The sequence below is a fragment of the Rhodovulum sp. FJ3 genome, assembly GCF_032918305.1.
Classification (GTDB): domain Bacteria; phylum Pseudomonadota; class Alphaproteobacteria; order Rhodobacterales; family Rhodobacteraceae; genus SAT37.
In genome coordinates, this window is record NZ_JAWJUU010000007.1 from 76,510 (window position 1) to 100,114 (window position 23,605).

Here is a 23,605-nt window from a genome sequence, read left to right on the forward strand (position 1 = left end):
GATGTCACAGATTGCCCAAACGCGACTTGGCTATGTGCTGCCAGACACGCGCGGCGGTGCGGATACCATGCTGTCGGCCCTTGCCGCGCGGTTGCAATCCGAAGGCCGGGTCGTGGCGGGGCTTGTGCAATGCCGTGCCCCCGAAGGGTCCGACCATCCGTGCGATATGGACCTTGCCGTTCTGCCGTCCGGTCCGCGCATAGCCATTGCCCAGAAACTTGGCATCGGGTCACGTGGCTGCCGGCTTGATCCCGCGTCGCTGGAGGCTGCCTCGATCGCGGTGTGCCACGCGCTCGAAGCTGGTGCGGAAGCGCTGATTATCAACAAGTTCGGCGCGCAGGAATGCCAGGGGCGCGGACTTTGCGACTCCATCGCATTGGCAATGTCGCGCGGCATCCCCGTCCTCACTTCTGTCAACCGGCTGAACCACGATGGTTTCGTGCAGTTTGCCGGAGGTCTGGCCACGCGACTGGACCTGCGGGAGGACGTGTTGCACGACTGGCTGAGCGCCCCTGTTCCGGCCTGACCGCAGCACAAGCCCGGATGCCGTCGAATGGAAACCCGGCCTGATGGACCGGGTTTCATGCGTTTGTCAGACGGTTGCGCCCTTGCGCCGGATCGCGCATCCGATCAGTCCAGCAAGGACACCGATCGCCAGCGCGATGCCGTATTCCAACGAGGTAATCGGTACATGGGTCGAATGTGATCCGCCCAGCAAGAGTGGCGAGACGACGCCGACCCCGCCGCCCAGAATGGCGGCAATGATCAGGTTGCGGGTCATCATGCCCAAGGCCACGCCCAGGATGCCGGGCAGGCCAAGGATGCTGGCGCCGATTGTGCCGAGAAGGTCGAGTAAACTAAGCATGGTGAGTCTCCTTCATCATCGTCACTCGGTGACCGAACCGAGATAGGACCTGATCGCAGCGATATCGCCATCGATCTCGCGCGTTGCCTCTGCGAGGGTCTCAACGACGTGATTGTATTCATCAAGATAGCCCGGCGGCAGGTCATGCGCGATGCCCTGGTGGCAGTCGATGCAGGTCATACCAGTATCAATGGCCTTCTGGTGGTTGTCCGCCGCGCGGGTCTCTTGAATGGTAAAGTCCATGTACTCGAAGGCATGGCAATTGCGGCACTCGCGCGAGTCTGAAGCCTTCATCTTTTTCCAGACGGCGGCCGCCATTTCGAGACGTCGTTCCTCATATTTCTCGGGTGTTGAAATCGTGCCGAGCATCTCGTGATAGACGTCTTTTACGGCCATGATCTTGGCCTTCATCTTGTACTGCCACTCATGAGGTACGTGACAATCCGAACAAATGGCCCGCACGCCCGAATGATTGTTGTAGTGGACGGTTTCACGATACTCGCCAAGGTTCGTTTCCATCGTGTGGCACGAGGTGCAGAACTCTTCGGTATTGGTCATTTCCAGCGTCCAGTGGAAGCCCCCCCAGAACAGGATACCGGCCAGAAAGCCTGCAATCAGCAGAAAGCCAGTCGAAAGAACGGCGGTCGGGGTCCAGATGGCATCCCAGATGCGACGGATCAGGCGGCGCTTTTCTGTCGGTTCGGACATGGATCGTCTCCCTTAGCGCGAATTCGATGGCTGGAACGTGTTCCCTACCAGTGCCGGGGCATCTGCCTGCGGAACGTGGCACTGGTTGCAGAACCAGCGGGTGCCCGCGACCGTGTCCAGCTGCGTGCCATTCCGGTCGAGATAGTGGCTCATGGACAGGGTCGGCGCACCGCGGTCGCCTGCGTTGGACCAATCGTGGCAGGTCAGACACTGGTTGGTGCGCAGATCGATCTGATACTGGTCCAAAGAGTGCGGCACGATCGGCGGCTGTTGGCGATAGTTGCGCGCCTCGCGACCTTCCTGTTGCTGATAGACGTCATCGACGATGTTCAAGCCGTCGATGTTGGTATTGCGCAGGGTTTGTACGTTGGCCGCCTGTTGAGCCACTGACAGCCCCACAAGGGCAATGGTGGACGCGAAGGCGGAGACCCCCAATATGGCAAGAAGTTTCATCTATGCTCTCCGTGTTTTCGGTTAGGCGGCTTTTTCCGCGGCATGAGGCTTGGCCGGTTGCGTGGCATCATCGATGCGATGGTCGAACCGGTGGGTGAAGGTGAAGACATCGACGGAACACACGTCGATGCAGCGGCCGCAATTGGTGCAATCGGGGCTCAAGATCAGGGGCGTTTCGTCGCCCTTTCCACGCAAGGCGGGTGTGATGACCTGCATCTCGGGGCAGACGGCGAAGCAATCCATGCAGTCGTCGCAGGCGGCACGCTTCGAGGCGCTGACCCGCAGCAAGGATCGTTTTCCAAGCAGGCCGTAGAACGCTCCGACGGGGCACAGGTGCCCGCACCAGCCGCGCCGGGACACGAACAGATCGAACAGGAAAACCGCGATCACGACGCCCCATGCCGCGCCCATGCCGAAGACCAGTCCGCGATGCAGCATTGTGATCGGGTTGATGACTTCCCAGGCGATGGTGCCGCTTAGGGCCGAGACGACCAGTACGGTGCCAAGCAGCCACAAGCGGGTGTGGCGCTTGGGTTGCCAGCCCTTCGGGATGTCGAATTTCGCGTGCAGCCAGTGCGCGGCGTCCGTGACCGGGTTGATCGGACAGACCCAGGAACAATACATGCGCCCACCGATGAGGGCGTAGGTCGTCAGCACGATCAGCGCACCGATGAGGGCGGTCAGTTCCGGCCAGTGGCCCGCGACGATGCCTTGGGCCGCGACGAACGGGTCGGTCAGCGGCAGCACGTTCAGTGTGCGCGATCCCGCCAGCGTGCCGTCGACGATGCGCCATCCGAACCACGGTCCGACAAGAAAAATCGTCAGAAAGAACAGCTGCGATGCGCGGCGCGCCAGCAGCCATTTATGCGCCCCGAACCAGCCTTTGGCGGCAATCGCCTCTTGCCCGGTGGGGAGCCGTGTCTTCGCGCTCATTGGCCCGCCTCCGTTCCCGGCAGCTGGAAAACCGGCTCGAAGCCTCCGGGTGAGGCAAGGTTGTCCGTTCCCGGACCCGGAAGACGATCGGGCAGGTCAATCAGCCCGTCGACCAAGGGCGCGCCGTTCTGCTCCTGCTCTTCCCAGCCCTTGCGGTAGTGGTCGGCGCTTGTGGCGCGGGCGAGGCGGATCGGCAGAACCTTGATCGCGGCCTCGGGCAGGACGCAGGATTTCTCGCAGACGCCGCACCCGGTGCAGCGGTCGGCGTGGACGGTCGGCGCAAAGATGGCGTGGTGCCCCGAACGGTCGTTGTGCGACAGCTCCAGCGTGATCGCCTCGTCGATAACGGGACAGACGCGGTAGCAGACGTCGCAGCGCAGGCCGAGGAAGTTCAGGCAATTTTCCTGATCGACCAGCACAGCGGTGCCCATCTTTGCGTCGTCAATATCGGTTAACGAAGGATCAAGCGCCCCGGTCGGGCAGGCGGCCACACAAGGAATGTCCTCGCACATCTCGCAGGGGACGGTGCGCGCGGTGAAGAAAGGCGTGCCGGTGGCGGGGCCATCAAAGCCCAGCTCGGCCAAGGACAGCGTGTCGTATGGGCAATCGCGCACGCACAACCCACACCGGATACAGGCCCCCAGAAAGTCATCCTCCGGCAGGGCGCCTGGCGGTCGAAGCGCCTCGGCTGGTAGCGCGCGGGCATCGGTGGCCAGATACGCAAGTCCCAGCCCCGCCACCGCGCAACCGCCAGCCATGCGGGCGGTGTCCGTGAGAAACCTCCGGCGGGCTGGGGACATGGGTGTGGGACCGGGCATTTTTCAGTCTCCGAAAAGGGTTACACGCGCTCGACCTTGCAGGCGCATTTCTTGAAGTCGGTTTCCTTCGACAGCGGGCAGGTGGCATCCAGCGTCAGCTTGTTGATCAGCTGCCCCTCGTCGAACCACGGCACGAAGACCAGACCGCGCGGCGGCTTGTTGCGGCCACGGGTTTCGACGCGGCTCAGCATTTCGCCGCGACGGGTGGAAATCATGATCTCTTGCCCGCGCCGCAGATTGCGGTCCTTCGCGTCGTCCGGATGCATGAAGACCACGGCGTTCGGGAAAGCGCGGTGCAGCTCCGGCACGCGGCGAGTCATGGAACCCGAATGCCAGTGTTCCAGCACGCGCCCGGTGCAAAGCCACAGGTCGAATTCCTCGTCCGGCACCTCTGCGGCTTCTTCGAAGGGCGCGAAGATGATGTTCGCGCGCCCGTCGGGGCGACCGTAGAACTGCACGTCGGCACCCTCTACGACGTAGGGATCGTATCCCTCGCGGAAGCGATACAGGGTCTCCTTGCCGTCGACGACCGGCCAGCGCAGACCGCGCGCCTGATGATACATGTCGAACGGGGCCAGATCGTGCCCGTGATGCCGACCGAAATCCGCGTATTCCTCGAACAGGCCCTTTTGAACGTAGAAGCCGAAATGCTTGCTTTCCTGGTTCTCGAAGCCTTCGGCGGTTTCCGACAGCGGGTAGGCGTTGACCTTGCCGTTCTCGAACAGGACCTCGTACAGGGTCTTGCCGCGCAGTTCCGGTTTCTGCGATAGCAGCTCCTCGCCCCAGGCTTCCTCGACGGTGAACCGCTTGGCGAATTCCATGACTTGCCACAGGTCCGACCGTGCTTCGCCCGGCGCATTCACCTGCTGGCGCCAGAACTGGGTACGGCGTTCGGCGTTGCCATAGGCGCCTTCCTTTTCGACCCACATCGCGGTGGGCAGGATCAGGTCGGCGGCCAATGCGGTGACGGTGGGGTAGGGGTCCGACACCGCGATGAAGTTCTCGGGATTGCGATAGCCCGGGAAGCCTTCTTCGTTCATGTTGGGCGCGGCTTGCATGTTGTTGTTGCACTGCACCCAATAGGCGTTCAGCACGCCATCCTTCAGCATCCGGTTCTGGAGAACGGCGTGAAAGCCCGGCTTTGGCGGAATGGTTCCGGCGGGGATGTTCCACGCGGTCTCGCAAATCTCACGGTGCTTGTCGTTCATCACCACCATGTCGGCGGGCAGGCGGTGGGCAAAGGTGCCGACCTCGCGCGCAGTGCCACAGGCCGACGGCTGCCCAGTCAGCGAAAACGGTGAATTGCCCGGCTCGGAGATTTTGCCCACCAGAAGGTGCACGTTGTACATCAACCCGTTCACCCACGACCCGCGGGTGTGCTGGTTGAAGCCCATGGTCCACAGCGACATGACCTTGCGGTTCGGATCGGCGTATTGCTGGGCCAGGCGTTCCAGTTGCGCCGCCGGAACGCCAGAAATCTCGGAGGCCTTCTCGACAGTGTATTCGGCCACGGAGGCCGCGTATTCCTCGAACGTCATGTCCGATAGCTTGCCCGAGTTCGGGTTCTCGGCGGCCTGTTGCAGTTCGTGTTCGTCGCGCAGGCCATAGCCGATATCGGTATCCGTGCGCTTGAAGTTGACGTGTTTATTGACGAAATCCCAGTTCACCGCGTCGTTCTGGATGATGTAATTCGCGATGTAGTTCAGGATCGCGAGATCGGACTGCGGGCGGAACACCATGCCATTGTCGGCCAGCTCGAAGCTGCGGTGCTCGTAGGTCGACAGAACGTGGACCTCGGCACCGGGCTTGGTCAGGCGGGTATCCGTCAGGCGAGACCACAGGATCGGGTGCATCTCGGCCATGTTCGACCCCCACAGGACAAACGTGTCCGCGTGCTCGAAGTCGTCGTAGCAGCCCATCGGTTCGTCGATGCCAAAGGCACGCATGAAGCCGACCACCGCAGACGCCATGCAGTGCCGCGCGTTAGGATCGATGTTGTTCGACCGGAACCCGGCTTTCATCAACTTGGCGGCGGCATAACCTTCCCACACGGTCCACTGGCCCGAGCCGAACATGCCGACCGAGGTCGGGCCTTTCTTGGCCAGCGCCTCTTTCCACTTCTCGGCCATGATGTCGAAGGCTTCATCCCAAGACACTGGTTCGAACTGGCCATTCTTGTCGTAAACTCCGTTGGTCTTGCGGAGCAGCGGCATGGTCAGGCGGTCATGACCATACATGATCTTGGACAGGAAATAGCCCTTGATGCAGTTCAGACCGCGGTTCACCGGTGCTTCGGGATCGCCCTGCGTGGCGACGACACGCCCTTCCTTGGTGCCCACAAGCACGGAACAGCCGGTGCCGCAGAAACGGCAGGGCGCCTTGTCCCAACGGATGCCGGCAATGCCGGCAGCCTGAGCAACAGCGTCGCCCGGCAGGGTCAATCCTGCTGCGGCGGCAGTCGATGCAGCGGCGGTGGCCTTGAGAAAGGTGCGGCGGGATTCAGATACGGTCATGTCAGATCTCCGGCTGAAGGACGGGGTCGGCGGCGGGTGCCGCCTGCGACAGGTCTTCGAAATGGTGGTAGTTGAGGGACAACGAGATCACGCCCGGGATCTGATGGAGGCCCATGATGATCTCCGAAGCCCGCGCCTCGTTCGTGTCTTCGACCACGACGACAAGGCGGCCGTCGTCGGTCGCGGCGTGGATCTCGACGCCATCGGTGCTTTCCATGCGTGCCCGCGCAACGGGCAGCTGTGCCTGTGCGACATGGATCAGGCATCCACAGATGTTCATTGGACAGTCTCCTTCCCGGCATGTTCGACATGTTCAAACCGCACGGCCTGCGCCGGACACGTGAACGCGCATTCGCCGCAACCCGAGCACTGATCCGTGTCGATCTCGGGAACGGCGCGACCGGCCGTCATCAATTGAAAACGGATGGCGCGAGGCTCGCAGGCATCTTCGCAGGCGCGGCAGGCGATGCCCTGAAATGAAAGGCAATTGGTCTGGATCGTCGCGCGCCAAGGCCAAAGAGTGATTTTCTCGGCCAACAGCGCACCGCTGGGGCAAGCTGCGCTGCATTCGCCGCAGAACGTACAGGCCCCACGTGTGAAATCGACGACGGGATGTGCGCTACCGGTCTTGACGATGATGGCTTCGGGGCAAGCGGTGGCACAGTCGCCGCAGTTTGTGCAGAGGTCGGCAAACGCCTCCTGTGCGCCGGGTGGATACATCGCCAACCCATCGCTCTGCCGGAAACGCCCGCGCAGGAAATTTCGTCTGCCTTCCAGTGACCTCATCGGAGCCCCGCCAGTGTCGAGTTCCAAAAGCATCTAAACTTCAATCGCACGAACAACTTTGACCTGAATCAAACGCCCAACACATTCTTTTTGTGGAATGTTTTGGCCTCAAGTCGCCATTGTGCTGATGATCCACCGCATGATCATCACAGTGTTTTCAAAGTTTAATTTACATAAACTTAATTATACGTATTTATACTTAATGTTGCGATAGTATATTTTCGTATGTATGCTGAGCCTTGTCACAGAGGACCCTCAGCATGCACCATCTATTCAAGAAGCTCCTCCCCTCGGTCGCAGTTGCCTTGACCGTGACAGGCCTTTCGCTGCCGATGTCCGTCCGCGCGCAGACGTACCCGATCGATTGCGCGATCCTCTTGTGTTTGTCTGGCGGCTGGCCTGCTTCCCAACCATGCGCAAGGGCTCGAGCCGAATTCATCCGACGCATCACGCCTTGGCCAGTGGAACCGCCGCTTCAAATCTGGCGCTGTCCTATGGGCGCGTCCTTTGAGACCGCTCCAACAGTAAACAGTGCAGACCGCATCTTTGAAGCGTTGTTCCTGAACAACAGCACTGGACCACGACAATCCTTTCCAGCGCGCGATACCGCTGTTCCAATTATGGCTGTTTGGCGCATTCCAGAAGCACCTAGTGACTTCGTTCCTGCCGACCAAGCCCTACAGCTCGTTCAAGATCGCGCGGACATCGATATCAGCGGACCTGAGTTCAACTTCGTACGATCAATCCGCGTCTTTGATGTCCGGTATGCGCGACAGCACGAATCCGGACGTGATGGTGACTGCAACCGTAGCGCCACCGTGGTCCTCGGCACCTATGGTATCCAAGGTGATTTCGCCTGGCAGAGGTCTTCCATAGCTGCCCTACCCGCCGCCCATGCGGGCCTTGAACGATGGGGCCAGAATTGCCCCAGCATCTACCACCGTTCTGTCTTCGTCGACTGGCGTGACTATGAAGGGAACTACGGCTTTGAGCAGGTAAACTACTAGCGCCGACAAAGACAGTGTTGGGATTCATCCGTGTCGGCCCAAGTGCCCGGAGCTACTCAATCACCGGACGTTCGCTGCTGTCGATACCAAGGTCAGCTGAGCGGGACGGAGCCGAAATTCGCTGCGGCTGGGCCAATGTCAGCTTTTTCCTTCGGCAAAACCTTAGCGAGCAGTCCACTAGGAATGGGGAATTTACTCTGTACTTCAGAGTGACTCTGCTGTACAGAGTTTAAAGCAACTCTGAGGTCGTCATGAAAATTCTGAACATCACAAACGGCGATGGTGCCGCAAACATCATAAAGCAAAGCACTGTGGTTGGGGATGTTCTGCCGTGGCGAGACCCAATGCACCATGGCCCGTTTCCATCAAAGTTGTCTCTTGCTGAACTGGGCAAGCTGCGCGCTGCTTATCTCGCTGGTCCGGATGCAGACCCGACAGAAATTGAGAGAGACTTTCAACTCAGGGATCAACATCTGCGAGCCTCAGAAAACTACGACAAAATCACTCTGTGGTTCGAGCATGACCTTCTAGATCAGCTTCAGATACTGCAAATTCTCGATTGGTTCTCAGGGCCACGCACACAAGGTGCGATCCTCGATATGATTTGTATCGACAGGTTTCCGGGAAAGTCCCGGTTCAGAGGAATTGGCGAACTCTCCCCAGAGGAAATGGCGTCGCTGACGGAGCTACGGCAACCGGTGACAGATAATATGCTGGCGATTGCGACGTCCGGCTGGGCCGCATTTCGCTCCAACGATCCTCGCGATCTATTGGCCTTTCTAAATCATGACCTTAGTGAACTACCCTTTTTGACCGCAGCGTTGCGCCGTCATATTGAGGAGTTCCCAGACGCCTCAACGGGTTTGAACAGAACGGAGAGGCAATTGCTCGGTTTGATGGCCGACGGTGTTCATGCTCCGCAACAGTTGTTCTTGCAAAACATGGAGATGGAAACAACGCTTTTCATCGGGGATTGGCCAACCTACCGAACACTGGACAGTTTGTGCGCCAGCGGGCTTGCCGCATGCAATCCTCCACCGTTCCGCTTTCCATCGTACTCGCGTGAAAAGCACGCCGCATTCAACATGCAACACCTTAGCATTACAGAGGCGGGGTGCAGGGTGCTAAATGGCATGCGAGACGCTTTTGACCTGATGCAGCGCGACGGGTGGCTCGGAGGCGTGAACGTTGTGGAATTCGGTGCGATCTGGACTTGGGACAAAGAGACCGCAGAGTTCCTGCGTCGCGCAATCTGATGAATACCGCCCCTCCTATCCTTGATGCAATCTTCCACCAACCTGTCCGAACGCGCCTCAGTTTGCTTCTTTACCGTGGCGAGCCAAGCTTCTCACAGTTGAAAGCTTTGCTTTCTATTACTGACGGTAATCTGGACGCCCATTTGAAGAAGCTAGGCGCGGTCGGATACCTCCACAGCCGAATGGTAATCGAAGGGAGGCCACATACCGTCTATTGCCTCTCTGAAAGTGGGGCTGCGGCGTTCCGCGAATACCTTGATTGCCTCGAAGCGATGTGTGCAACAGCATCGTCCCAAAAGCTAACTGATCCTTGAAGCCGACATTCATGACAGATGCAGCATCGGACACATTGGGCTCAGAGTTGTCGTTCGCCGCGCTGTTTACGAAGGGCTATTTTGGGCCGTCAGTGTCGGAGCGGTTTTGGCCCTTCAAGGCCCAATTTAAGCCTTTCGATCTGAGTAGACGCAGACTGTGCTCTTGCAATGAACCGATGCAATTCTGAAGAAGTCGGCGCATCAAACTTGGGTATTGAAGCAAGTAGCTCGTTAAGCGTTTTCGATCCTGTTCGCTCAATTTCGCTGATGTGTCGTGTTTCGTCCGGTTCTGCAAACATCGAGCGCCCTAGATCACTGCCTAATACAGGAAAGTGCCGGCTCTTGTGATTTTCCCATTCCCGTCGCGTTAGAAGGCAAGCCTCTTGAAGTAGTAAGAAACTACGCTTCGCATCCGAGATGCCGTCCTGCGCCTTAACCTGCAGAACTGTGATTTCTGATTCTTTTGTAGCTTTGATTGCTTGCTTTGAGGCGCTGAACGCAAGCGCCGCGTAGATCAATGCGCTAGCGGCAATCAGGATTGAAACGATCTCAAATGCATTTTGCACAACAAATTCCAAAGGCAGTTCTCTTCTTAATGCAGTTTCAAACAGTCATTTTGAGGTGCCCCTCACTAGCACTAAATCGGATCAGGCTTGGTTGATTTCATGACCGACGTATTCGATATGCGCGGCTTGAGTGAAGCGCTGTGGGTGCGCTTTGGAGGGGCTGTTGTGTTCACTCGCCAATGACAGTTTTGCGGAAGCCGCGCTGCAGCATGTTAGCAGGCGATCAAAGCCCGCTTCGGGCCGCGCCCGGCTCAACTTCGTTTGACATTCTATTCGGTGTTACCGCCTTAAAATTCGCTTTCACACTCTGCAACATAGGCCAACTCGAGATTGTCATAAACATAGCGGCGGACCACTTCAGTGGGGGAGGATCACTACGCCCGAACCTGCCGCGAGTGGTCGCAGCGCATGATGGCAGAGAAATCCCGCATCCATCGTTTGGGCTATGATGACAGCTTCTTGCGGTGCTGGCAGTTCTACCTAGACGGTTGCGCCGCCGCCTTTGAAACCGGCCGCTGCGATGTGGTGCAGGTCGAGTTGGCGCACGCGGCGTAGGTGGCTTTGCGCGTGTCCATCGTTGCGGAATGGGAGGCCAACTTCTTTGAACAGCATTGGAACACGCTGGCGCTAAGACCAAAGCCGCATTCCAGTAGCGCTGCGATCCACCTAGCCTGTCCAAATGAGGCGGCTCGCTTATCTTTTGGGTGCGATCCTAGCGGTTGGCGCGATTGCCACTGCGCTGTGGCCCGATCCTTGGGCCGCAGCTGATCGACGTGCGGTTGCGGATACGGCGCGCTTAGCTGCCCTGATCGACCAGCCCGACCGCATCGGCTGGCGCCTGTCCGAAGACCCGGCGATCGCGCGGGCGGTGTTGTGGGATGACAAGGGCGACCGGCGCTATCCTCCGACGGAACAGTTTACCCCTGTGCCCTATAAGATCGGAGAGGACCTAGACCGCGAACTGTCACAGTTACGCGTCGGTCTGACCCAGCCGCAATGGTTCCGCCTTGATGCCACCGGCCGGACCCAGTTTCACTGCCGCCCTGCCCCGGCCATATGCGTGGAATATCTTCGTCCCCAGTTAGAGGCCGCCCTGTCGATGCCACCCGGCCAATTGTTGGACGACCCCACCGGGCCGTGGCGTGCTGTCGTTTTAGCGCTGGCCAGTCTGGCTGCGCTTGCCGTCGCGATCTGGCCGCAAACGAAACCCACCCCGACCGAGGCCGTGTTTCATCTGCATCCTGATCGTCATTGTGCCACGCGCGGGACTTTGGAAATCGCCCTGACACCACGCGATCTAAAGCTGTTGATCCTGCTGCAAGCCCGCGCGGGGGCTGTTGTTACCAAGGACGAGCTTTACGATGCCGGATGGGGTCGCGACTTCATGCCGAACTCGCGGGCGTTGGACCAACACATCGCCACGTTGCGTCGCAAGCTGGACCCAGACAAATCGCGACCCGTTCTGATCGAAACCGTGCGCGGCGCGGGCTATAAACTGGTGGTGTAGGCAGTTTTAACGCTCGCCTGACGCATTTCTTACGTAAACCTTGCACAGGCCGGGCGCGAATTTGCGACAGAATGGGGGAATCTAGACCGCAGGAGACCCCCAATGCTGAAACCTTTGACCCTGATCATCGCCACGATAGCCGCGCCCGCTGCCGCGCAGGAAATCGAGTCCCATGTTTCTGATGCCTATGGCACCCACAACCCCGAGGAACTGTCCCTGCGCGGGGCGCTAGATCGGCTTCGTCATGGCGAGTGGCACCCGATGACCAGCGCACTGGGCTATGGTGCGGCCAAGGCGGGCATGCACGAGATGGCGCGCGAGATCTTCACCGACAGTGCCGCGCGTGGCAACGTGCAGGGCATAACATGGCTGTCGTGGATGGAGGACAACGGCCTCGCAGGCCCCGAAAACCCCGAAGCCGCCGCCATGTGGGATCGCAAAGCGATGGAGCTGGGTTCAGAGGTCGCGACCTTCAACTATGGGTTGGACGTGCTGCGAGGCAGAGGTGTGCCCTTGGATCAGGCCTATGGCGAGCAGATCATCCGGCAGGCCGCCGCAATGGGAGACACATCTGCGCAACACCTGATCGACAATGACTTTGATCTGGATTCGGTGACACCGGATGCGGATGAGTGGAAATACGAACAGCGCCTGTTTTGATGGCCAAGGGGCGAAGAATGAAACGATATCTGCTGGCCTTGGTGGCCTTAGCCACCCCTGCCTTTGCCGATCCGCCGGTCAAGGTGCAAGACGACTATGGATCGCTGAACCCCGACGATACTGGGCGCGAGATGTTGATCCGCAAAATAGAGATGGGCGCGCGGGACACCGTGACCTGCTCGTTGGCGTTTAACACCACGAAATACGATGACCACCCTCGCGCCCGCTATGTGGCGACGGTTTGTGCCGAGGCGGGCAACACCAAGGCCATGACCTGGATCAGCCAGTTCGACGCCAACGGGATCGGAGGCCCCCAAGACCTGGCCTCTGCCGCGAATTGGGACCGCCGCGCTGCGGATGCCGGCGATCCTGTGGGTCAGTATAACTATGGGCTGGACCTGCTGCGCGGGTTTGGCGTGCCGTATGATCCCGACTTGGGCCGCCTGTACGTGGATCGCGCCGCCGCCCAAGGGTTAGAGATCGCGCAAAAGCTAAAACGCGCGAACTATGATCTGGACGAGGTCACGCCCGATGTCGAAACACCGGGCGGGTCGTAAGCATTAAACCGACAGGTCGCGCGCGGCGCTGGCAATGGCCTGACACGCAGCGCCGGCATCCCCTGACTGATGCGCCAAAAGCAGGGCCAGTTTCGTAAGGAACAGCTCTCGTTGGTCAGCGCTGACGCTGTCAAGTTGCCGAGCCAAAGCCTCGTATACGGTTTCTAGGTCGGTCGGGGTCATGCGGTCTCTCCAATGGCGCGAGACAGGGCGGATTGAACGGCGGCGGTGGTTTCGTCAAACCACCGGGCCGCGATGTGGCTGTCGGGCCGAACAAGATAGGCACTGTTGGGATCAGCGCCCAGCACTTGGGCAGCCTCGGACGTGGGCTGGATCACGACAACGTGGATGCCCGGAACGGCAAGATTGGGGTTGGTGGTGATCAGCGTAAACCCGCGCCCAAGCTGGTCGGACAGATACCCACCCGGCACCCGCGCTTCAGGCAGCGGCGCACCGGGGATTGGGCCGCCCGCAAACGCCGGATCATCAGCCGACACAATGGGACTGTCCGCATAGGTATAGGGCGTCATCTGCCGAGGGTTGGCCAATTCGCCCGCGAAAGGGTGGCTTAGCGCAAGGCTCAACGCCGCACTAACAGAGGCCCGAACGTTGTCCTCTTGTGTGGCAGCCTCGGCCTCTGAGCTACCTCCCGAAATTCGGACACTGACGTAAGCTGCGATTTGTAGTCTGCTGATCTTCAACACGCAGGAGATCAGATATGTCGAAACGGAAGCAACATCACCCAGAGTTCAAAGCCAAGAAGGTGTTGGCAGCGCTGAAAGGCGAAGAAACAGTCAGCGAGATGGCCAGTCGGTTTGGGGTGCATCCAACAATGATCCATCAATGGAAGCGTGCGTTGCTTGAGGGCGCGTCAGGCGTATTTGAGCGCGGTGGCCGGAAGGCGCCGGAAGTCGATGAAGAACAAATAAAAGACCTGCATGCCAAGATTGGGGAGTTGGCCGTCGCCAACGATTTTTGGCCAGAAAGCTCAAACCCTGGACCGGCAAGTGAAGCGCAAGATGATTGAGCCTGACAACGCCAACCTGTCCATCAGCAAGCAATGCAAGCTGCTGTCGATCTCGCGATCATCGTTTTACTACGAGCCCAAGGGCGAAAGTGAGATGAACCTTGGACCTGTCGCGGTTTGATGCCGCTCCTTTGATAGCATTTATTGCAGCAAAGGAGACGAACTATGGGACTGAAACGGACGGACGAATTCCGCGCTGATGCGGTGCGTATCGCGCTGACAAGTGGGCTTACACGCAGGCAGGTGGCTGACGATCTGGGTGTCGGCATGTCGACACTGAACAAATGGATCACCGCGCATCGAGATACTGACGTGGTGTCGAAAGAAGATTTAGATCTCGCCAAAGAGAATGAGCGGCTTCGACGCGAGATCCGGCTTCTCAAGGACTTGCAAGGATCAGTAAACAGTCCGGGAGACTGTTTGCCCGCGGCAAGAGGGAAATTCTAAAAAAGGCCACCCAGTTCTTCGCGGGCCTAAAGCAATGAGGTTTAGGTTTGTCGAAGAACATAGGTCCAGCTTTCCAGCCAATCGGTTATGCGAGGTTGTTGGTATCAGTTCACGTGGTTTGCGTGCGTTCCGCAGCCGTCCAGCCAGCCGCAGACAGCGGTCTGATTTGATCACGTTGGCCCATATCAAAGAACAATCCCGTCTTAGTTTGGGCAGCTATGGTCGACCACGCATGACGGAAGAGCTGAAAGAGATCGGCTTGGATGTTGGCCATCGTCGTGTTGGTCGTCTGATGCGCCAGAACGGCATATCAGTGGTCAGAACCCGCAAACACAAGGTGACGACCGATAGCGATCACAAGTTCAATATTGCGCCGAACCTGCTGGATCGAGACTTCAACGCTGATGCGCCCAACCAGAAATGGGCCGGTGACATCAGCTATGTCTGGACACGCGAGGGTTGGCTTTATCTGGCAGTGATCCTGGCCCTTCATTCAAGGCGTGTGATCGGCTGGGCGGTGAGCAATCGGATGAAACGTGACCTGGCGATCCGAGCGTTGAAGATGGCCATCGCGTTCCGGCAACCGCCCAATGGCTGCATTCATCACACGGATCGTGGGTCGCAATATTGTTCACACGACTACCAGAAGCTCCTGCGCCAGCATGGCTTCAAAGTGTCGATGAGTGTCAAAGGCAATTGCTACGACAATGCTGCCGTCGAAACGTTCTTCAAAACCATCAAGGCTGAACTGATCTGGCGCCACCCTTGGGAAACAAGACGCAAGGCTGAGATGGCGATCTTCGAATACATCAACGGTTTCTACAATCCACGCCGACGCCATTCAGCACTGAGCTGGAAAAGCCCGGTCGCCTTCGAACGGAAAGTGGCCTAAACGAGCACTTGGAGCGGCACAAAACCGTGGCAGGTCCACCTCGATCTTATGCGCGTGATCGACAAGCAGTTCCTTGAGACCCCGTTTTACGGGGTGCGCCAGATGACATGGCACCTGCGGAATGACGACCATCTCGTGAACGAGAAGAGGATCAGACGTCTCATGCGGCTGATGGGCCTCATGCCGATCTATCAAAAGCCCAATACAAGCAAAGCCGCGAAAGGGCACAAGATCTACCCCTACCTGCTGCGCGGTCTGCGTGTGGATCGGCCCAATCAGGTCTGGTGCTCGGATATCACCTACCTGCCCATGCGGCGCGGCTTCTTGTATCTGGTCGCGATCATGGACTGGCACACGCGCAAGGTGCTGGCGTGGCGTATCTCAAACACGCTGGAAGCAGAGTTTTGCGTCGATGCGCTGAACGAAGCCATCCATAAGTTCGGCCCGCCAGAAATTATGAACACCGACCAGGGCAGCCAGTTCACGTCATTCGCCTGGACGGACCGGTTGCGCCGATCCGGCGTGCGTATCTCCATGGATGGCAAGGGGCGGTTCCTCGACAACATCTTCGTGGAACGGCTCTGGCGATCTCTGAAATACGAATGCGTTTATCCGCATGCATGGGAGACCGGATCAGAGGCCAAAGCTGGCGTCAGTAAGTGGATCGCGCTCTACAACCCCAAGCGCCCTCATTCAACCCTTGGCGGCCAACCACCCGCTGTGATCTATTGGCAGCGAAATGAAACAACCCAACCCGATCAGCAGGTGCAAAGAGTAGCTTAAACTACGCCTGATATTGTCCAATATATGGGGAGTAGCTCACAAGCAAATGTCCGGTTTTGGCGCTGAAGATCAGACTTTGAGTTGCCAACCAAAGACAGTAGGACAGAGAACTGCGTCACACTATTCGAACTCTCGCTTCTGCGGTGAGCCGAACGAAATCAGAGTGACATCGTTGTCGATGACGTGGAACTCGCGTCGCCCATAGGTCGTGTTAAACAACGGCTTGCAGCGGTTTTCGGGCAGCTCTGAAAGTGCTTCCTTCAATTCGTTGTATAACTGGTCAACATCATCAACATCAACGTAGAGGTGCAGCTGGCTGTCCGGCGAACCCATGTCCTTGCCGGCTGCCGCGGATATGATGCGCAAAGCTACCTGATCACGCTTCAGGTGCGCGTAGCCAGCTCGACGCGCGGTGCATTTGAACCCAAGAACCGCCTCATAAAACCGCACTGCTTCTTCAACATCACGAACAGGAAGGAATGGTGTAAGCTGCATCATTGTCATGATCGCAACTATAGAAGATCAAAAGCGAGAAAACACGGGTTTTCGTCTGGCTGATCTGTAGACTAGGTCCAGCGTGTGGCGAGGAGTTCAAACAGCGGACCTCCGCGCGCCGCGCAGCATCCGTCTCATTGGGCTCGTGGCGGCCATTCTCCGCCTTGCAGCATTTTGCTTGATAGCTCGCGCACCAACTAATGCTCACGGCCCAGAGCCGCCGTCCAGCCACCATGCCGATGCTGCGCGACAGCTTCACCACACCGGCCATTCGTCCATGGTGCAGCATCTTCGGAGGACGAAAGTCGGCAGAGCGGACTAAAGCTGACATTCGGTGTGTCAAATGGTAGGAAGACCCATGATGGAAAACTTCCACATAAAACCAATCGACCCCCACGGGCAGCACCTTGAGCACCTTTCTGATGAGGCACGTCAAGACGGTTATTTCTTTATGGATCGCTTGGCTGCAGAAGTTCGCTCTGGTGAGAACGGTTTCCAAAGACCGGGTGAGTGCTTTTTGGGGGCTATTGCTGACGGCATGCTCATCGGATGCGGCGGCCTAAATAGGGACCCATATGTAACTGGAGTGGTTGGGCGCCTTCGACACTTATACGTGCTGCGTGCGTATCGAAAACAGGGTATCGGAGCGGCCCTTGTTCAACAGTTGCTAGAGCATAGCAAATCATCGTTTGAAGTTGTCAGACTACGAACCTCGGACGCTTCCGCTGGTCTGTTCTATGACGCCTTAGGTTTTGAACGCGTGGAGCATCAAAGCGCGACCCATCGCCTTTTTACCAAACTGAGGCATTGAAACGGGCTGAACCAATAATTGATAACGTTTTAGTCGTTCGATCAGACCGTGGAAGGTTCATTCGCCTACAACCAGGTTCGCGATGTCCGCGCGCGATTTCAGGACAGCAACTGGAACTGTTGGGCCATGTTTGTCGATCTGCGTGATCAATTTGGGCGCGGATTTTCGCTCAAAGCTCCAAATGTACGAAAGAAACTCTCGGTCTGGGATGGGCTCCGGACAACCCTCTGCCATAGCCACTCTGACCTTGCCGTAATTCACTAAAACACGTTTCACCACACCGGCAATTGCGATCCTTCGCGGCGGCCTTACCCAGACGATAAGGTCGGCCCTTGGCACGCGGATATCGAAAGACGAAGGGCTGGTGCCGTCCATGACCCACCTGTCTCGGCCCGCCAATTCACTGATGATCTGTCGTTGCTCGGTCCGATCACGGACCTGCCACCCAGGAAGCCATCTGACGTCACGGTCGATAGACTGATATGCGAGAGCATATTTTTCGGAAATCCGCAGCGCCAGGGTGGTCTTTCCGCCACCTGAACAGCCGATCACGAGAACTCTGTTCGCTTGCTCCAATATTTCATGCGCTTCGATGAATGGAACGTAATTTGGCATGATTTCCGCCCACTTGGATAAACACCTCGGCTGTAGGGCACTGCGACCCGGAATATGTCGCTAGCGTTCCGTATAGAATGTGTCAATCAGACTTCAAAGCCGATTTGAGGCAGCACAGTGGGCAAATAACAGGTGATTATGTCGGGCACGGTTCAGGATCGTAAATTTTGCGGTCTTTTAGCTAAGAGACGTGGGGCGAAGAACGCAAATGCTTCGTGAAAGACAGAGTGCCAATCCAAGTTAAGCGGTTGGCTCAACGGGTGCCAGAAAAACGCGAAGGTATGGCCAAAATCATCCTCGGTTTGGTGCCGCCAACTGTCAGGAAGATCCGGCACTTTGCCCGCAAAGAAAAGCCATCGTGCGCGCGTTTCGCCGATCTGAAAATGACCAAGTGAGTCCAATGGCAATGAGGCTCTGATGCCGCTCTCCTCGCGAAGCTCTCTGATGGCTGCTTCGACAGGGCTCTCTCCGGCCTTGATCCCTCCTTTCACAAATTGCTTGCCCGCGGAAGGATGCGTGAAAGCCAGAACCTCCGGCTGTCCATCGCACAGACGAAAAACAACAGGACATACTTTCTTGGGCGTTTCCATCTAGGCATGTTACACGCTGGGTGCAGAGCGATCAACGGACGACAAGGGCTCAAAGCCGCCTTGCGGCAGCACAGCGGGCTCCTCAAATGAATAAGCCGGCGCCGTGCAGCAATCGGCCCTAAGCCGCCGTTCAGAAAACCTGCAGCGAAGGGCAGTTTAGAGCCCAAAGTGCTTGATGCTGCGTTGCGCACGAATAGCCGCTAAAGGATTTCTGGGAGTTCGGGCTCGGCTTGTTGCTCGTATGTTTGAAACACGATCGGTGTTTCCGCACGCGTGTCCCGTAATTCTGGTACACGACCAGCTTCAACAAACCTACCGACGTAAAACAAGCCGACGTAGTATCGAGATGCTGGATATCCATTCAGTTCCGCACTGTCAGCCGAGAGCCGAGCAGCCGTATCAGCCATCTTGACGCAAGATATCGAGGTGCGAGAGGCAAACGAAACGGGCTCGAGGGTAAAGCCAAAGCACCCATTTTGCCCTTCGTGGACAACATAAGTGCCTGAAGGGTGGAGATATAAGTGTGAGCCTCGCCACCATCCTGTATCTCCGAAAAGGTCGATGGAAGCCGTTGTGTCGCCGTCACTAATGGTGAGTGCTCTGTTCCAGTCGCTGTGTATACCGAACATTGGGGTCACAGCCATGCTGACGGTCGCGCTTCCGTGAAGGTTGGCGACAGAAATGTACTCTGAAGAGCACGCAGACAGTGCTACGAGCACACCGACAGTACCAGTGAGATTACCGAATTTTCTAAGTGTCATTGTCTTTCACCAGTCGCTCAAAACAGACATTGGCGCAAGTGCAGCGAAATGGTGCTTTGTCCCGCTTGCCGGACCTTGGTGCCGACAGCAGCGAATGGCCGGTATTTGAGTAACTCAGCATGCCCAAAATTCTGCGGTTTGATGGCAAGGTTGTATTTGACGTCGCTAGCAGTTCACCTGTTCAAAATCATGGCTTCCCTCATAGTCACGCCAAACAACGAAGACTGATCGGTGATAGATATGGAGTTTCCCCGGCTTGATGGACACTTTTCACTTGATGAAGGAGAGTGTTTTTCATGCCGATAACGAGGAGCCTGTACCCTGCGGAAATCAGGGAACAAATGGTCGCGCTGGTGCTATCACCATCCCACAACGGCAACTGTCTCATACGCGATGGCCGCGATGCACAGGTTTCCGATAAACCAGACCAGCGTGCGCACGTAGGGAATATTGAGAAGGTACAACCCGGCAAAGGCAATACGCGCAGCAATAAAACCCTTCGCGGCAACGAGCGCGAGGGCCGTTTCGGCACCAAGTGTCAGGGCCGCAACGCTCACGGGCACAAAGGCAATCATGCTTTCGGTGTTGTTCGTGACCGTTCTGTCAAACCGGCGGTCAAGGTCACTCAGAACGGGCGCGACCGTGCGTCGCCCCGTGCCCCAACAAATGCCATGGCTCAACGCGATTTGCGTGCCGTGACCGATCAGCAGGAGCAGGTGAAACAGGCCCGCGACGATCAAAATGACTGACATACTCATAGTGGTTCCTTTGCTTTTTCTCTGTCTATCACGGCGTCTTTGGTGCAAAAATAGACAAGCCTGAACAAAGAAGGTTCAAAAATGGACGATCTAAACGGCCTCAACTGGTCCGATCTGCGGGTCCTTCTGGCGCTGCGGACCTATGGGGGCGCAACCCCGGCCGCGCGTGCGCTCGGGCTCAGCCATCAAACAGTGTCGCGGCGCATCACCGCGCTGGAACGCGCTTTGGGGCTGCGATTGGTCAATCGGGAGCGCCACCCCTGGACCCTAACCGAGAACGGAAAGGTCATCTGTGATCACGCGGGCAAGATGAACGCCGTGGTTGACGAGATGGCCCAGTTCGCGCGCCGTGAGCACCCCGATGCCATCGACCATGTGTCTATCGCCTGTAACACATGGGGGTTCGACCTGTTGGTTCTCCCGGCCTTGGCCGCTGTTCGCCGCCGTTTTCCGGCATTGTCGTTCGATCTAATTTCGGGGGACAATCCGGTGGATGTTCAAAGCGGCAAGGCGGATATTGCCCTGCGCTTTACGGATGCGCCGCCAGAGGATCTTTTGGGGAGGTCCGTTGGCACCCTGTCCATGGGGGTCTTTGGTCATGCGGACCATATCGCGGCGTTGGATCAAGGCGAGTATGACACGCTTTGCCTCATCCGTATGAAGGCCGAGCGCCACGCTCAGATATGGCCAGTAGACCCTGACCGGTTTCAGTCGGTCGTTGTTGTCAATGATTTCTCGACACTGGCGAGCGCCGTGGAACACGGGATGGGTGTGGCGGCCTTGCCCAGAGCAGTGGGCGGCCGGTTGCGCGGCGCAGTGCTGAGCCAGACGACCCCGCTCAGCGCGGCGCGTTCGGTCTGGCTTTTGCACAACCAAGACAGCCGGGGATCGAAGGTGATTGCGGCGCTTGCGGCGGAAGTCGAGGCGCACGCAAGCAAGGTTTTGAAGGCGACTTGAAGACGTCCCTATGATCGGCTGATCGGATCGAACTTTTTTTGTCACACTCCGGCTCTTGTGGCTGTCTAACAATGTATCAGGAAGACGAGAGGCGCGAAAAAGATGGACCCTATTCAGACAGCCGACATCGCCGCCGCGAAGCAGGGCGATGCGAAAGCGCTCGAAGCGCTGGTGCGCGCTGTGCAAGGTAACGTGTACAGGCTAGCGTTTCGCATGTTGGCCAACCCAGCAGCTGCGCAGGACGCCACACAGGAAATCCTCATTCGGATCGTGACCAAGCTCTCGACATTCCGCGAGGACAGCCGGTTTGAGACCTGGGTTTATCGGGTCGCGACAAATTACCTGCTGACCGCGCGCAAGATCACCGCCAATGACCCCGGCCTCTCGTTCCAGATGTTTGGCGAGGATTTGCTGGGCGGGTTGGCCGACGAGGCGCAGGCCGCGCCGGAAGACCACGTGATGCTCAACGAATTGCGGCTGCGCTGCACGATGGCGATGCTGCTCTGCCTCGATCAAAAGCGTCGCGCGGCTTATGTTCTGGGCGAGATCATCGAGTTTGATCACGCCGAGGCAGCAGAGGCGCTCGACATTTCCCCGGCGAATTTTCGCAAGCGCCTGTCGCGGGCGCGCGTCTTGGTGCAGGAGTTTACAGCGCAATACTGCGGCCTTGCGGGCGCCGGTGCGCGCTGCTCCTGCCGCAAACGTCTGCCCGCAGCGATGGAGATGGGGCGGGTCAGCACCGCACCGTCCCCCGAGTTTGCGCAAGCTCCGAGCTTCGCTGAGGTCAAGAAACAGGCATACCAAACGCAGGCTGACCTTATCGCCGCTAAACTGCAACGCGCGACCGGCCCTTTGACGCCGCAGAGTGACTATGCCGCTGAGGTTCTGAACATCGTGAACCCACCCGGCTAGCCCCCGAATACCCAAACCAACCCAAGGAGAAACCATGAAACATGCATTCGCATGGCTGATGGCGCTTGCCGTCACGATCCCCAATATTTCAACCGCAGAAGGACAAAAAATGACACAGGACCAACAAGACGTGCTCAGCGCAATCGAAACCATGACGGCAGGCTTTCAGGCCGGTGATTTGGCCGAGGTCATGCAGAGCTATGAACCAGCAGCCACCGTTGTGTTCGAGCCGGAAGCGCCGGTCTCGGATGCCGCCCAGCTTGAACAGATGTTCGCAGGGATGGCCGCAATGGGCCCGGAGTTCACCTACCCCGCGGGGCACGAGGTCATCGTAAGTGGCGACATCGCGGTCCACATCGCGCCCTGGACAATGACAGCCCAGAGCCCTGACGGCCAGACCGTCGAGCAATCCGGGCTGTCCGTCGCGGTCCTGCGAAAGCAGCCCGATGGAGGATGGAAGATGGTGATCGACAACCCGCACGGCGGGCGGCTATTGGAACAAGACCACTAAAGTGATTGGGCCCGACCATTTCGTCGGGCCCGTCTGTACGTATCTTGCAGCGCCTGTCTACCTTCAACTCATTCTTCATGATGCAGGGTACATGGTTCGCAGCGCCTTTGCGGAAACTCCGATAATAGCTGGTTCCACCTCAACTCGGATGCCGACTGATCGATTTTCAGCGTGTCCGACTCGTACCGTTTGCGTTGCGTATGTCCAGGCATTTCTCGGCCAGCCTTAGATCGCTGTCGCGACAAGCCAAGAACTGTCGATCGAGCGCCCGCAGCGAAAGCTCACTTTGTCCGCGTTGCAGGCATAGGTGCGGCGCGCGGCAGAGGTCCGGAATGAGCCCATATTTGACCGATGCTGCGGCCTGCTCGAATGTCTGCATCTATCAATTCTTAGCGGGCGACGATAACACTGTTCTTAGTCAAAGCCCGACGGCGTTGTATAGCGTCGGTAACCATCAGACAGATTTGAGAATTTAACAATGATCACAAATGAATACATCGACGAGATGGCGACCTACGCTCGCTGGCAGAACGATAATATCTATAGGTGCTGCGAAGAGATCGGGCCGGAAGAACGAAAGCGGGATCGCGGCATGTTCTTCGGTTCGATCCACAATACTCTGGACCACATATGTGTGGTCAATCGCTCTATCCTGACGTTACTCAATGGCACCCTTCCAGAACGAAACCCACCCGGTCATGCGGTATGGTCCGACTGGGAAGAGTTGAAATCCGTTCGTCTTGAACAGGACGATCTTCTGTCGAAAGGCGGTCAAGAGTGGACTAAGGACTGGCTGGCCGAGAAAACCACTAATCGCGACCCACATGGTGATGACTTGCCTGCGATCCCACGCTGGGTGATGGTGGTGCAGCTCTTCAACCACCAAACCCACCATCGTAGTCAAGTCACCAGTGCGTTGCACTCCATGGGTATTGATTATGGTGCTACGGATATTCCGTGGCGTCCAGGAGCTGGTTTTTTTGCAGGATAGGGCGATTTAGGTAATCGGCGCGTATCGCCGACGCCACCGAACATCCAGTTTCTGTTTCCCGAAAGCAGCCACTTGCGCAGGCACAGCGAAATGGCGTTTTGTCCCGCAGAGG

Annotated in this window: 30 protein-coding genes and 2 pseudogenes; 17 read left to right on the forward strand and 15 right to left on the reverse strand. The window is 57.8% G+C overall.

Annotated features, from left to right (window positions below; genetic code table 11):
* The first annotated feature begins 1 nt into the window (after window position 1).
* A complete protein-coding gene (locus R1W00_RS16135; protein WP_317263799.1) occupies window positions 2-526 on the forward strand; it encodes a DUF2478 domain-containing protein in 525 nt (174 codons plus the stop codon).
* A gap of 66 nt (window positions 527-592) precedes the next feature.
* Here R1W00_RS16135 and R1W00_RS16140 read toward each other — a convergent pair whose 3' ends face one another.
* Genes R1W00_RS16140 through napF form a run of 8 tightly spaced genes read right to left on the reverse strand, consistent with a single transcriptional unit; the run spans window position 593 to window position 7,109 of the window.
* A complete protein-coding gene (locus R1W00_RS16140; protein WP_317263800.1) occupies window positions 593-865 on the reverse strand; it encodes a hypothetical protein in 273 nt (90 codons plus the stop codon).
* Window positions 866-886: 21 nt separating this feature from the next.
* Complete coding sequence (locus R1W00_RS16145) at window positions 887-1,573, reverse strand: NapC/NirT family cytochrome c (RefSeq protein WP_317263801.1); 687 nt, start codon at window positions 1,571-1,573, stop codon at window positions 887-889.
* A gap of 12 nt (window positions 1,574-1,585) precedes the next feature.
* Window positions 1,586-2,026: a nitrate reductase cytochrome c-type subunit gene (locus R1W00_RS16150; protein ID WP_317263802.1), complete on the reverse strand. Its 441-nt coding sequence runs from the start codon at window positions 2,024-2,026 to the stop codon at window positions 1,586-1,588.
* Window positions 2,027-2,047: 21 nt separating this feature from the next.
* The gene (gene napH / locus R1W00_RS16155; RefSeq protein WP_317263803.1) at window positions 2,048-2,959 is read right to left on the reverse strand and encodes a quinol dehydrogenase ferredoxin subunit NapH; all 912 of its coding nucleotides are present in this window, start codon (window positions 2,957-2,959) and stop codon (window positions 2,048-2,050) included.
* The gene (gene napG / locus R1W00_RS16160; protein WP_317263804.1) at window positions 2,956-3,777 is read right to left on the reverse strand and encodes a ferredoxin-type protein NapG; all 822 of its coding nucleotides are present in this window, start codon (window positions 3,775-3,777) and stop codon (window positions 2,956-2,958) included. The genes napH and napG overlap by 4 nt, the downstream gene beginning before the upstream one ends.
* 20 nt (window positions 3,778-3,797) lie before the next feature.
* Window positions 3,798-6,290 (reverse strand): nitrate reductase catalytic subunit NapA, encoded by a 2,493-nt coding sequence (napA, locus tag R1W00_RS16165; protein WP_317263805.1) that lies wholly within the window; start codon window positions 6,288-6,290, stop codon window positions 3,798-3,800.
* A gap of 1 nt (window position 6,291) precedes the next feature.
* Complete coding sequence (locus tag R1W00_RS16170) at window positions 6,292-6,570, reverse strand: chaperone NapD (protein WP_317263806.1); 279 nt, start codon at window positions 6,568-6,570, stop codon at window positions 6,292-6,294.
* Entirely contained in the window at window positions 6,567-7,109 is a 543-nt protein-coding gene (napF, locus tag R1W00_RS16175; protein WP_317263807.1) for a ferredoxin-type protein NapF, read from the reverse strand. The genes R1W00_RS16170 and napF overlap by 4 nt, the downstream gene beginning before the upstream one ends.
* A 227-nt stretch (window positions 7,110-7,336) precedes the next feature.
* Here napF and R1W00_RS16180 point away from each other — a divergent pair, with 227 nt between their 5' ends.
* The 3 genes from R1W00_RS16180 to R1W00_RS18230 all read left to right on the forward strand — a co-directional run bounded on the left by R1W00_RS16180 (window position 7,337) and on the right by R1W00_RS18230 (window position 9,653).
* Entirely contained in the window at window positions 7,337-8,083 is a 747-nt protein-coding gene (locus tag R1W00_RS16180) for a hypothetical protein (RefSeq protein WP_317263808.1), read from the forward strand.
* Between the two features lie 251 nt (window positions 8,084-8,334).
* Window positions 8,335-9,339, forward strand: coding sequence for a hypothetical protein (locus tag R1W00_RS16185; RefSeq protein ID WP_317263809.1), 1,005 nt, complete (start codon window positions 8,335-8,337; stop codon window positions 9,337-9,339).
* On the forward strand, window positions 9,339-9,653 hold the full coding sequence (locus R1W00_RS18230) for a transcriptional regulator (protein WP_410901568.1): 315 nt from the start codon (window positions 9,339-9,341) through the stop codon (window positions 9,651-9,653). The genes R1W00_RS16185 and R1W00_RS18230 overlap by 1 nt, the downstream gene beginning before the upstream one ends.
* Window positions 9,654-9,742: 89 nt before the next feature.
* On the opposite strand, the gene R1W00_RS16190 is transcribed toward R1W00_RS18230, so the two are convergent.
* Window positions 9,743-10,231, reverse strand: a complete 489-nt coding sequence (locus R1W00_RS16190) for a hypothetical protein (protein WP_317263810.1) — start codon at window positions 10,229-10,231, stop codon at window positions 9,743-9,745.
* A 348-nt stretch (window positions 10,232-10,579) separates the two neighbouring features.
* Between R1W00_RS16190 and R1W00_RS16195 the strand changes: the two genes are divergently transcribed.
* The 4 genes from R1W00_RS16195 to R1W00_RS16210 all read left to right on the forward strand — a co-directional run bounded on the left by R1W00_RS16195 (window position 10,580) and on the right by R1W00_RS16210 (window position 12,943).
* The gene (locus R1W00_RS16195; RefSeq protein WP_317263811.1) at window positions 10,580-10,774 is read left to right on the forward strand and encodes a class I SAM-dependent methyltransferase; all 195 of its coding nucleotides are present in this window, start codon (window positions 10,580-10,582) and stop codon (window positions 10,772-10,774) included.
* A 124-nt stretch (window positions 10,775-10,898) separates the two neighbouring features.
* Window positions 10,899-11,726: a winged helix-turn-helix domain-containing protein gene (locus R1W00_RS16200; RefSeq protein WP_317263812.1), complete on the forward strand. Its 828-nt coding sequence runs from the start codon at window positions 10,899-10,901 to the stop codon at window positions 11,724-11,726.
* Window positions 11,727-11,828: 102 nt separating this feature from the next.
* Entirely contained in the window at window positions 11,829-12,386 is a 558-nt protein-coding gene (locus R1W00_RS16205; RefSeq protein WP_317263813.1) for a sel1 repeat family protein, read from the forward strand.
* A 17-nt stretch (window positions 12,387-12,403) separates the two neighbouring features.
* Window positions 12,404-12,943 carry a sel1 repeat family protein gene (locus R1W00_RS16210; protein WP_317263814.1) on the forward strand — a complete coding sequence of 180 codons (540 nt, stop codon included), beginning with the start codon at window positions 12,404-12,406 and terminating at the stop codon, window positions 12,941-12,943.
* 3 nt (window positions 12,944-12,946) lie between these two features.
* Here R1W00_RS16210 and R1W00_RS16215 read toward each other — a convergent pair whose 3' ends face one another.
* A complete protein-coding gene (locus tag R1W00_RS16215; protein ID WP_317263815.1) occupies window positions 12,947-13,126 on the reverse strand; it encodes a hypothetical protein in 180 nt (59 codons plus the stop codon).
* Window positions 13,123-13,491, reverse strand: coding sequence for a hypothetical protein (locus R1W00_RS16220; protein ID WP_317263816.1), 369 nt, complete (start codon window positions 13,489-13,491; stop codon window positions 13,123-13,125). Before R1W00_RS16220 ends, R1W00_RS16215 begins: the two co-directional genes overlap by 4 nt.
* Window positions 13,492-13,661: 170 nt before the next feature.
* On the opposite strand from R1W00_RS16220, the gene R1W00_RS16225 reads away from it, so the two are divergent.
* The 4 genes and pseudogenes from R1W00_RS16225 to R1W00_RS16240 all read left to right on the forward strand — a co-directional run.
* Window positions 13,662-13,970 (forward strand): transposase, encoded by a 309-nt coding sequence (locus tag R1W00_RS16225; RefSeq protein WP_317263817.1) that lies wholly within the window; start codon window positions 13,662-13,664, stop codon window positions 13,968-13,970.
* The gene (locus tag R1W00_RS16230) at window positions 13,963-14,091 is read left to right on the forward strand and encodes a hypothetical protein (protein WP_317263818.1); all 129 of its coding nucleotides are present in this window, start codon (window positions 13,963-13,965) and stop codon (window positions 14,089-14,091) included. Before R1W00_RS16225 ends, R1W00_RS16230 begins: the two co-directional genes overlap by 8 nt.
* Window positions 14,092-14,135: 44 nt before the next feature.
* Window positions 14,136-15,309 (forward strand): annotated as a pseudogene (locus R1W00_RS16235) (IS3 family transposase).
* Between the two features lie 36 nt (window positions 15,310-15,345).
* Window positions 15,346-16,092 (forward strand): annotated as a pseudogene (locus R1W00_RS16240) (IS3 family transposase); the annotation flags it as partial.
* 120 nt (window positions 16,093-16,212) lie between these two features.
* Here the strand turns inward: R1W00_RS16240 and R1W00_RS16245 are convergent.
* Window positions 16,213-16,596 carry a VOC family protein gene (locus R1W00_RS16245; RefSeq protein ID WP_317263819.1) on the reverse strand — a complete coding sequence of 128 codons (384 nt, stop codon included), beginning with the start codon at window positions 16,594-16,596 and terminating at the stop codon, window positions 16,213-16,215.
* Between the two features lie 349 nt (window positions 16,597-16,945).
* Here R1W00_RS16245 and R1W00_RS16250 point away from each other — a divergent pair, with 349 nt between their 5' ends.
* The gene (locus tag R1W00_RS16250) at window positions 16,946-17,398 is read left to right on the forward strand and encodes a GNAT family N-acetyltransferase (RefSeq protein WP_317263820.1); all 453 of its coding nucleotides are present in this window, start codon (window positions 16,946-16,948) and stop codon (window positions 17,396-17,398) included.
* Between the two features lie 57 nt (window positions 17,399-17,455).
* Here the strand turns inward: R1W00_RS16250 and R1W00_RS16255 are convergent, their stop codons facing one another.
* From R1W00_RS16255 to R1W00_RS16265, 3 genes are all read right to left on the reverse strand, one after another.
* On the reverse strand, window positions 17,456-18,013 hold the full coding sequence (locus tag R1W00_RS16255) for a hypothetical protein (protein ID WP_317263821.1): 558 nt from the start codon (window positions 18,011-18,013) through the stop codon (window positions 17,456-17,458).
* 152 nt (window positions 18,014-18,165) lie between these two features.
* On the reverse strand, window positions 18,166-18,603 hold the full coding sequence (locus R1W00_RS16260) for an NUDIX hydrolase (RefSeq protein WP_317263822.1): 438 nt from the start codon (window positions 18,601-18,603) through the stop codon (window positions 18,166-18,168).
* Window positions 18,604-19,723: 1,120 nt separating this feature from the next.
* The gene (locus R1W00_RS16265; RefSeq protein ID WP_317263823.1) at window positions 19,724-20,104 is read right to left on the reverse strand and encodes an MAPEG family protein; all 381 of its coding nucleotides are present in this window, start codon (window positions 20,102-20,104) and stop codon (window positions 19,724-19,726) included.
* A gap of 99 nt (window positions 20,105-20,203) precedes the next feature.
* Here R1W00_RS16265 and R1W00_RS16270 point away from each other — a divergent pair, with 99 nt between their 5' ends.
* The 4 genes from R1W00_RS16270 (at window position 20,204) to R1W00_RS16285 (ending at window position 23,493) form a co-directional block, all read left to right on the forward strand.
* Window positions 20,204-21,079 (forward strand): LysR family transcriptional regulator, encoded by an 876-nt coding sequence (locus R1W00_RS16270; protein ID WP_317263824.1) that lies wholly within the window; start codon window positions 20,204-20,206, stop codon window positions 21,077-21,079.
* Window positions 21,080-21,181: 102 nt separating this feature from the next.
* Window positions 21,182-21,991 carry an RNA polymerase sigma factor gene (locus R1W00_RS16275; RefSeq protein WP_317263825.1) on the forward strand — a complete coding sequence of 270 codons (810 nt, stop codon included), beginning with the start codon at window positions 21,182-21,184 and terminating at the stop codon, window positions 21,989-21,991.
* A gap of 34 nt (window positions 21,992-22,025) precedes the next feature.
* Window positions 22,026-22,502, forward strand: coding sequence for a YybH family protein (locus R1W00_RS16280; RefSeq protein ID WP_317263826.1), 477 nt, complete (start codon window positions 22,026-22,028; stop codon window positions 22,500-22,502).
* 478 nt (window positions 22,503-22,980) lie between these two features.
* The gene (locus tag R1W00_RS16285; protein ID WP_317263827.1) at window positions 22,981-23,493 is read left to right on the forward strand and encodes a DinB family protein; all 513 of its coding nucleotides are present in this window, start codon (window positions 22,981-22,983) and stop codon (window positions 23,491-23,493) included.
* Window positions 23,494-23,605: the final 112 nt, after the last annotated feature.

Bases quoted from the DNA above. Each gene is read 5' to 3' on its own strand.
- R1W00_RS16135 (WP_317263799.1), top strand. From the start codon at position 2: ATGTCACAGATTGCCCAAACGCGACTTGGCTATGTGCTGCCAGACACG.
- R1W00_RS16140 (WP_317263800.1), bottom strand. From the start codon at position 865: ATGCTTAGTTTACTCGACCTTCTCGGCACAATCGGCGCCAGCATCCTT.
- R1W00_RS16145 (WP_317263801.1), bottom strand. From the start codon at position 1,573: ATGTCCGAACCGACAGAAAAGCGCCGCCTGATCCGTCGCATCTGGGAT.
- R1W00_RS16150 (WP_317263802.1), bottom strand. From the start codon at position 2,026: ATGAAACTTCTTGCCATATTGGGGGTCTCCGCCTTCGCGTCCACCATT.
- napH (WP_317263803.1), bottom strand. From the start codon at position 2,959: ATGAGCGCGAAGACACGGCTCCCCACCGGGCAAGAGGCGATTGCCGCC.
- napG (WP_317263804.1), bottom strand. From the start codon at position 3,777: ATGCCCGGTCCCACACCCATGTCCCCAGCCCGCCGGAGGTTTCTCACG.
- napA (WP_317263805.1), bottom strand. From the start codon at position 6,290: ATGACCGTATCTGAATCCCGCCGCACCTTTCTCAAGGCCACCGCCGCT.
- R1W00_RS16170 (WP_317263806.1), bottom strand. From the start codon at position 6,570: ATGAACATCTGTGGATGCCTGATCCATGTCGCACAGGCACAGCTGCCC.
- napF (WP_317263807.1), bottom strand. From the start codon at position 7,109: ATGCTTTTGGAACTCGACACTGGCGGGGCTCCGATGAGGTCACTGGAA.
- R1W00_RS16180 (WP_317263808.1), top strand. From the start codon at position 7,337: ATGCACCATCTATTCAAGAAGCTCCTCCCCTCGGTCGCAGTTGCCTTG.
- R1W00_RS16185 (WP_317263809.1), top strand. From the start codon at position 8,335: ATGAAAATTCTGAACATCACAAACGGCGATGGTGCCGCAAACATCATA.
- R1W00_RS18230 (WP_410901568.1), top strand. From the start codon at position 9,339: ATGAATACCGCCCCTCCTATCCTTGATGCAATCTTCCACCAACCTGTC.
- R1W00_RS16200 (WP_317263812.1), top strand. From the start codon at position 10,899: ATGAGGCGGCTCGCTTATCTTTTGGGTGCGATCCTAGCGGTTGGCGCG.
- R1W00_RS16205 (WP_317263813.1), top strand. From the start codon at position 11,829: ATGCTGAAACCTTTGACCCTGATCATCGCCACGATAGCCGCGCCCGCT.
- R1W00_RS16210 (WP_317263814.1), top strand. From the start codon at position 12,404: ATGAAACGATATCTGCTGGCCTTGGTGGCCTTAGCCACCCCTGCCTTT.
- R1W00_RS16215 (WP_317263815.1), bottom strand. From the start codon at position 13,126: ATGACCCCGACCGACCTAGAAACCGTATACGAGGCTTTGGCTCGGCAA.
- R1W00_RS16225 (WP_317263817.1), top strand. From the start codon at position 13,662: ATGTCGAAACGGAAGCAACATCACCCAGAGTTCAAAGCCAAGAAGGTG.
- R1W00_RS16230 (WP_317263818.1), top strand. From the start codon at position 13,963: ATGATTGAGCCTGACAACGCCAACCTGTCCATCAGCAAGCAATGCAAG.
- R1W00_RS16245 (WP_317263819.1), bottom strand. From the start codon at position 16,596: ATGACAATGATGCAGCTTACACCATTCCTTCCTGTTCGTGATGTTGAA.
- R1W00_RS16250 (WP_317263820.1), top strand. From the start codon at position 16,946: ATGATGGAAAACTTCCACATAAAACCAATCGACCCCCACGGGCAGCAC.
- R1W00_RS16255 (WP_317263821.1), bottom strand. From the start codon at position 18,013: ATGCCAAATTACGTTCCATTCATCGAAGCGCATGAAATATTGGAGCAA.
- R1W00_RS16260 (WP_317263822.1), bottom strand. From the start codon at position 18,603: ATGGAAACGCCCAAGAAAGTATGTCCTGTTGTTTTTCGTCTGTGCGAT.
- R1W00_RS16270 (WP_317263824.1), top strand. From the start codon at position 20,204: ATGGACGATCTAAACGGCCTCAACTGGTCCGATCTGCGGGTCCTTCTG.
- R1W00_RS16275 (WP_317263825.1), top strand. From the start codon at position 21,182: ATGGACCCTATTCAGACAGCCGACATCGCCGCCGCGAAGCAGGGCGAT.
- R1W00_RS16280 (WP_317263826.1), top strand. From the start codon at position 22,026: ATGAAACATGCATTCGCATGGCTGATGGCGCTTGCCGTCACGATCCCC.
- R1W00_RS16285 (WP_317263827.1), top strand. From the start codon at position 22,981: ATGATCACAAATGAATACATCGACGAGATGGCGACCTACGCTCGCTGG.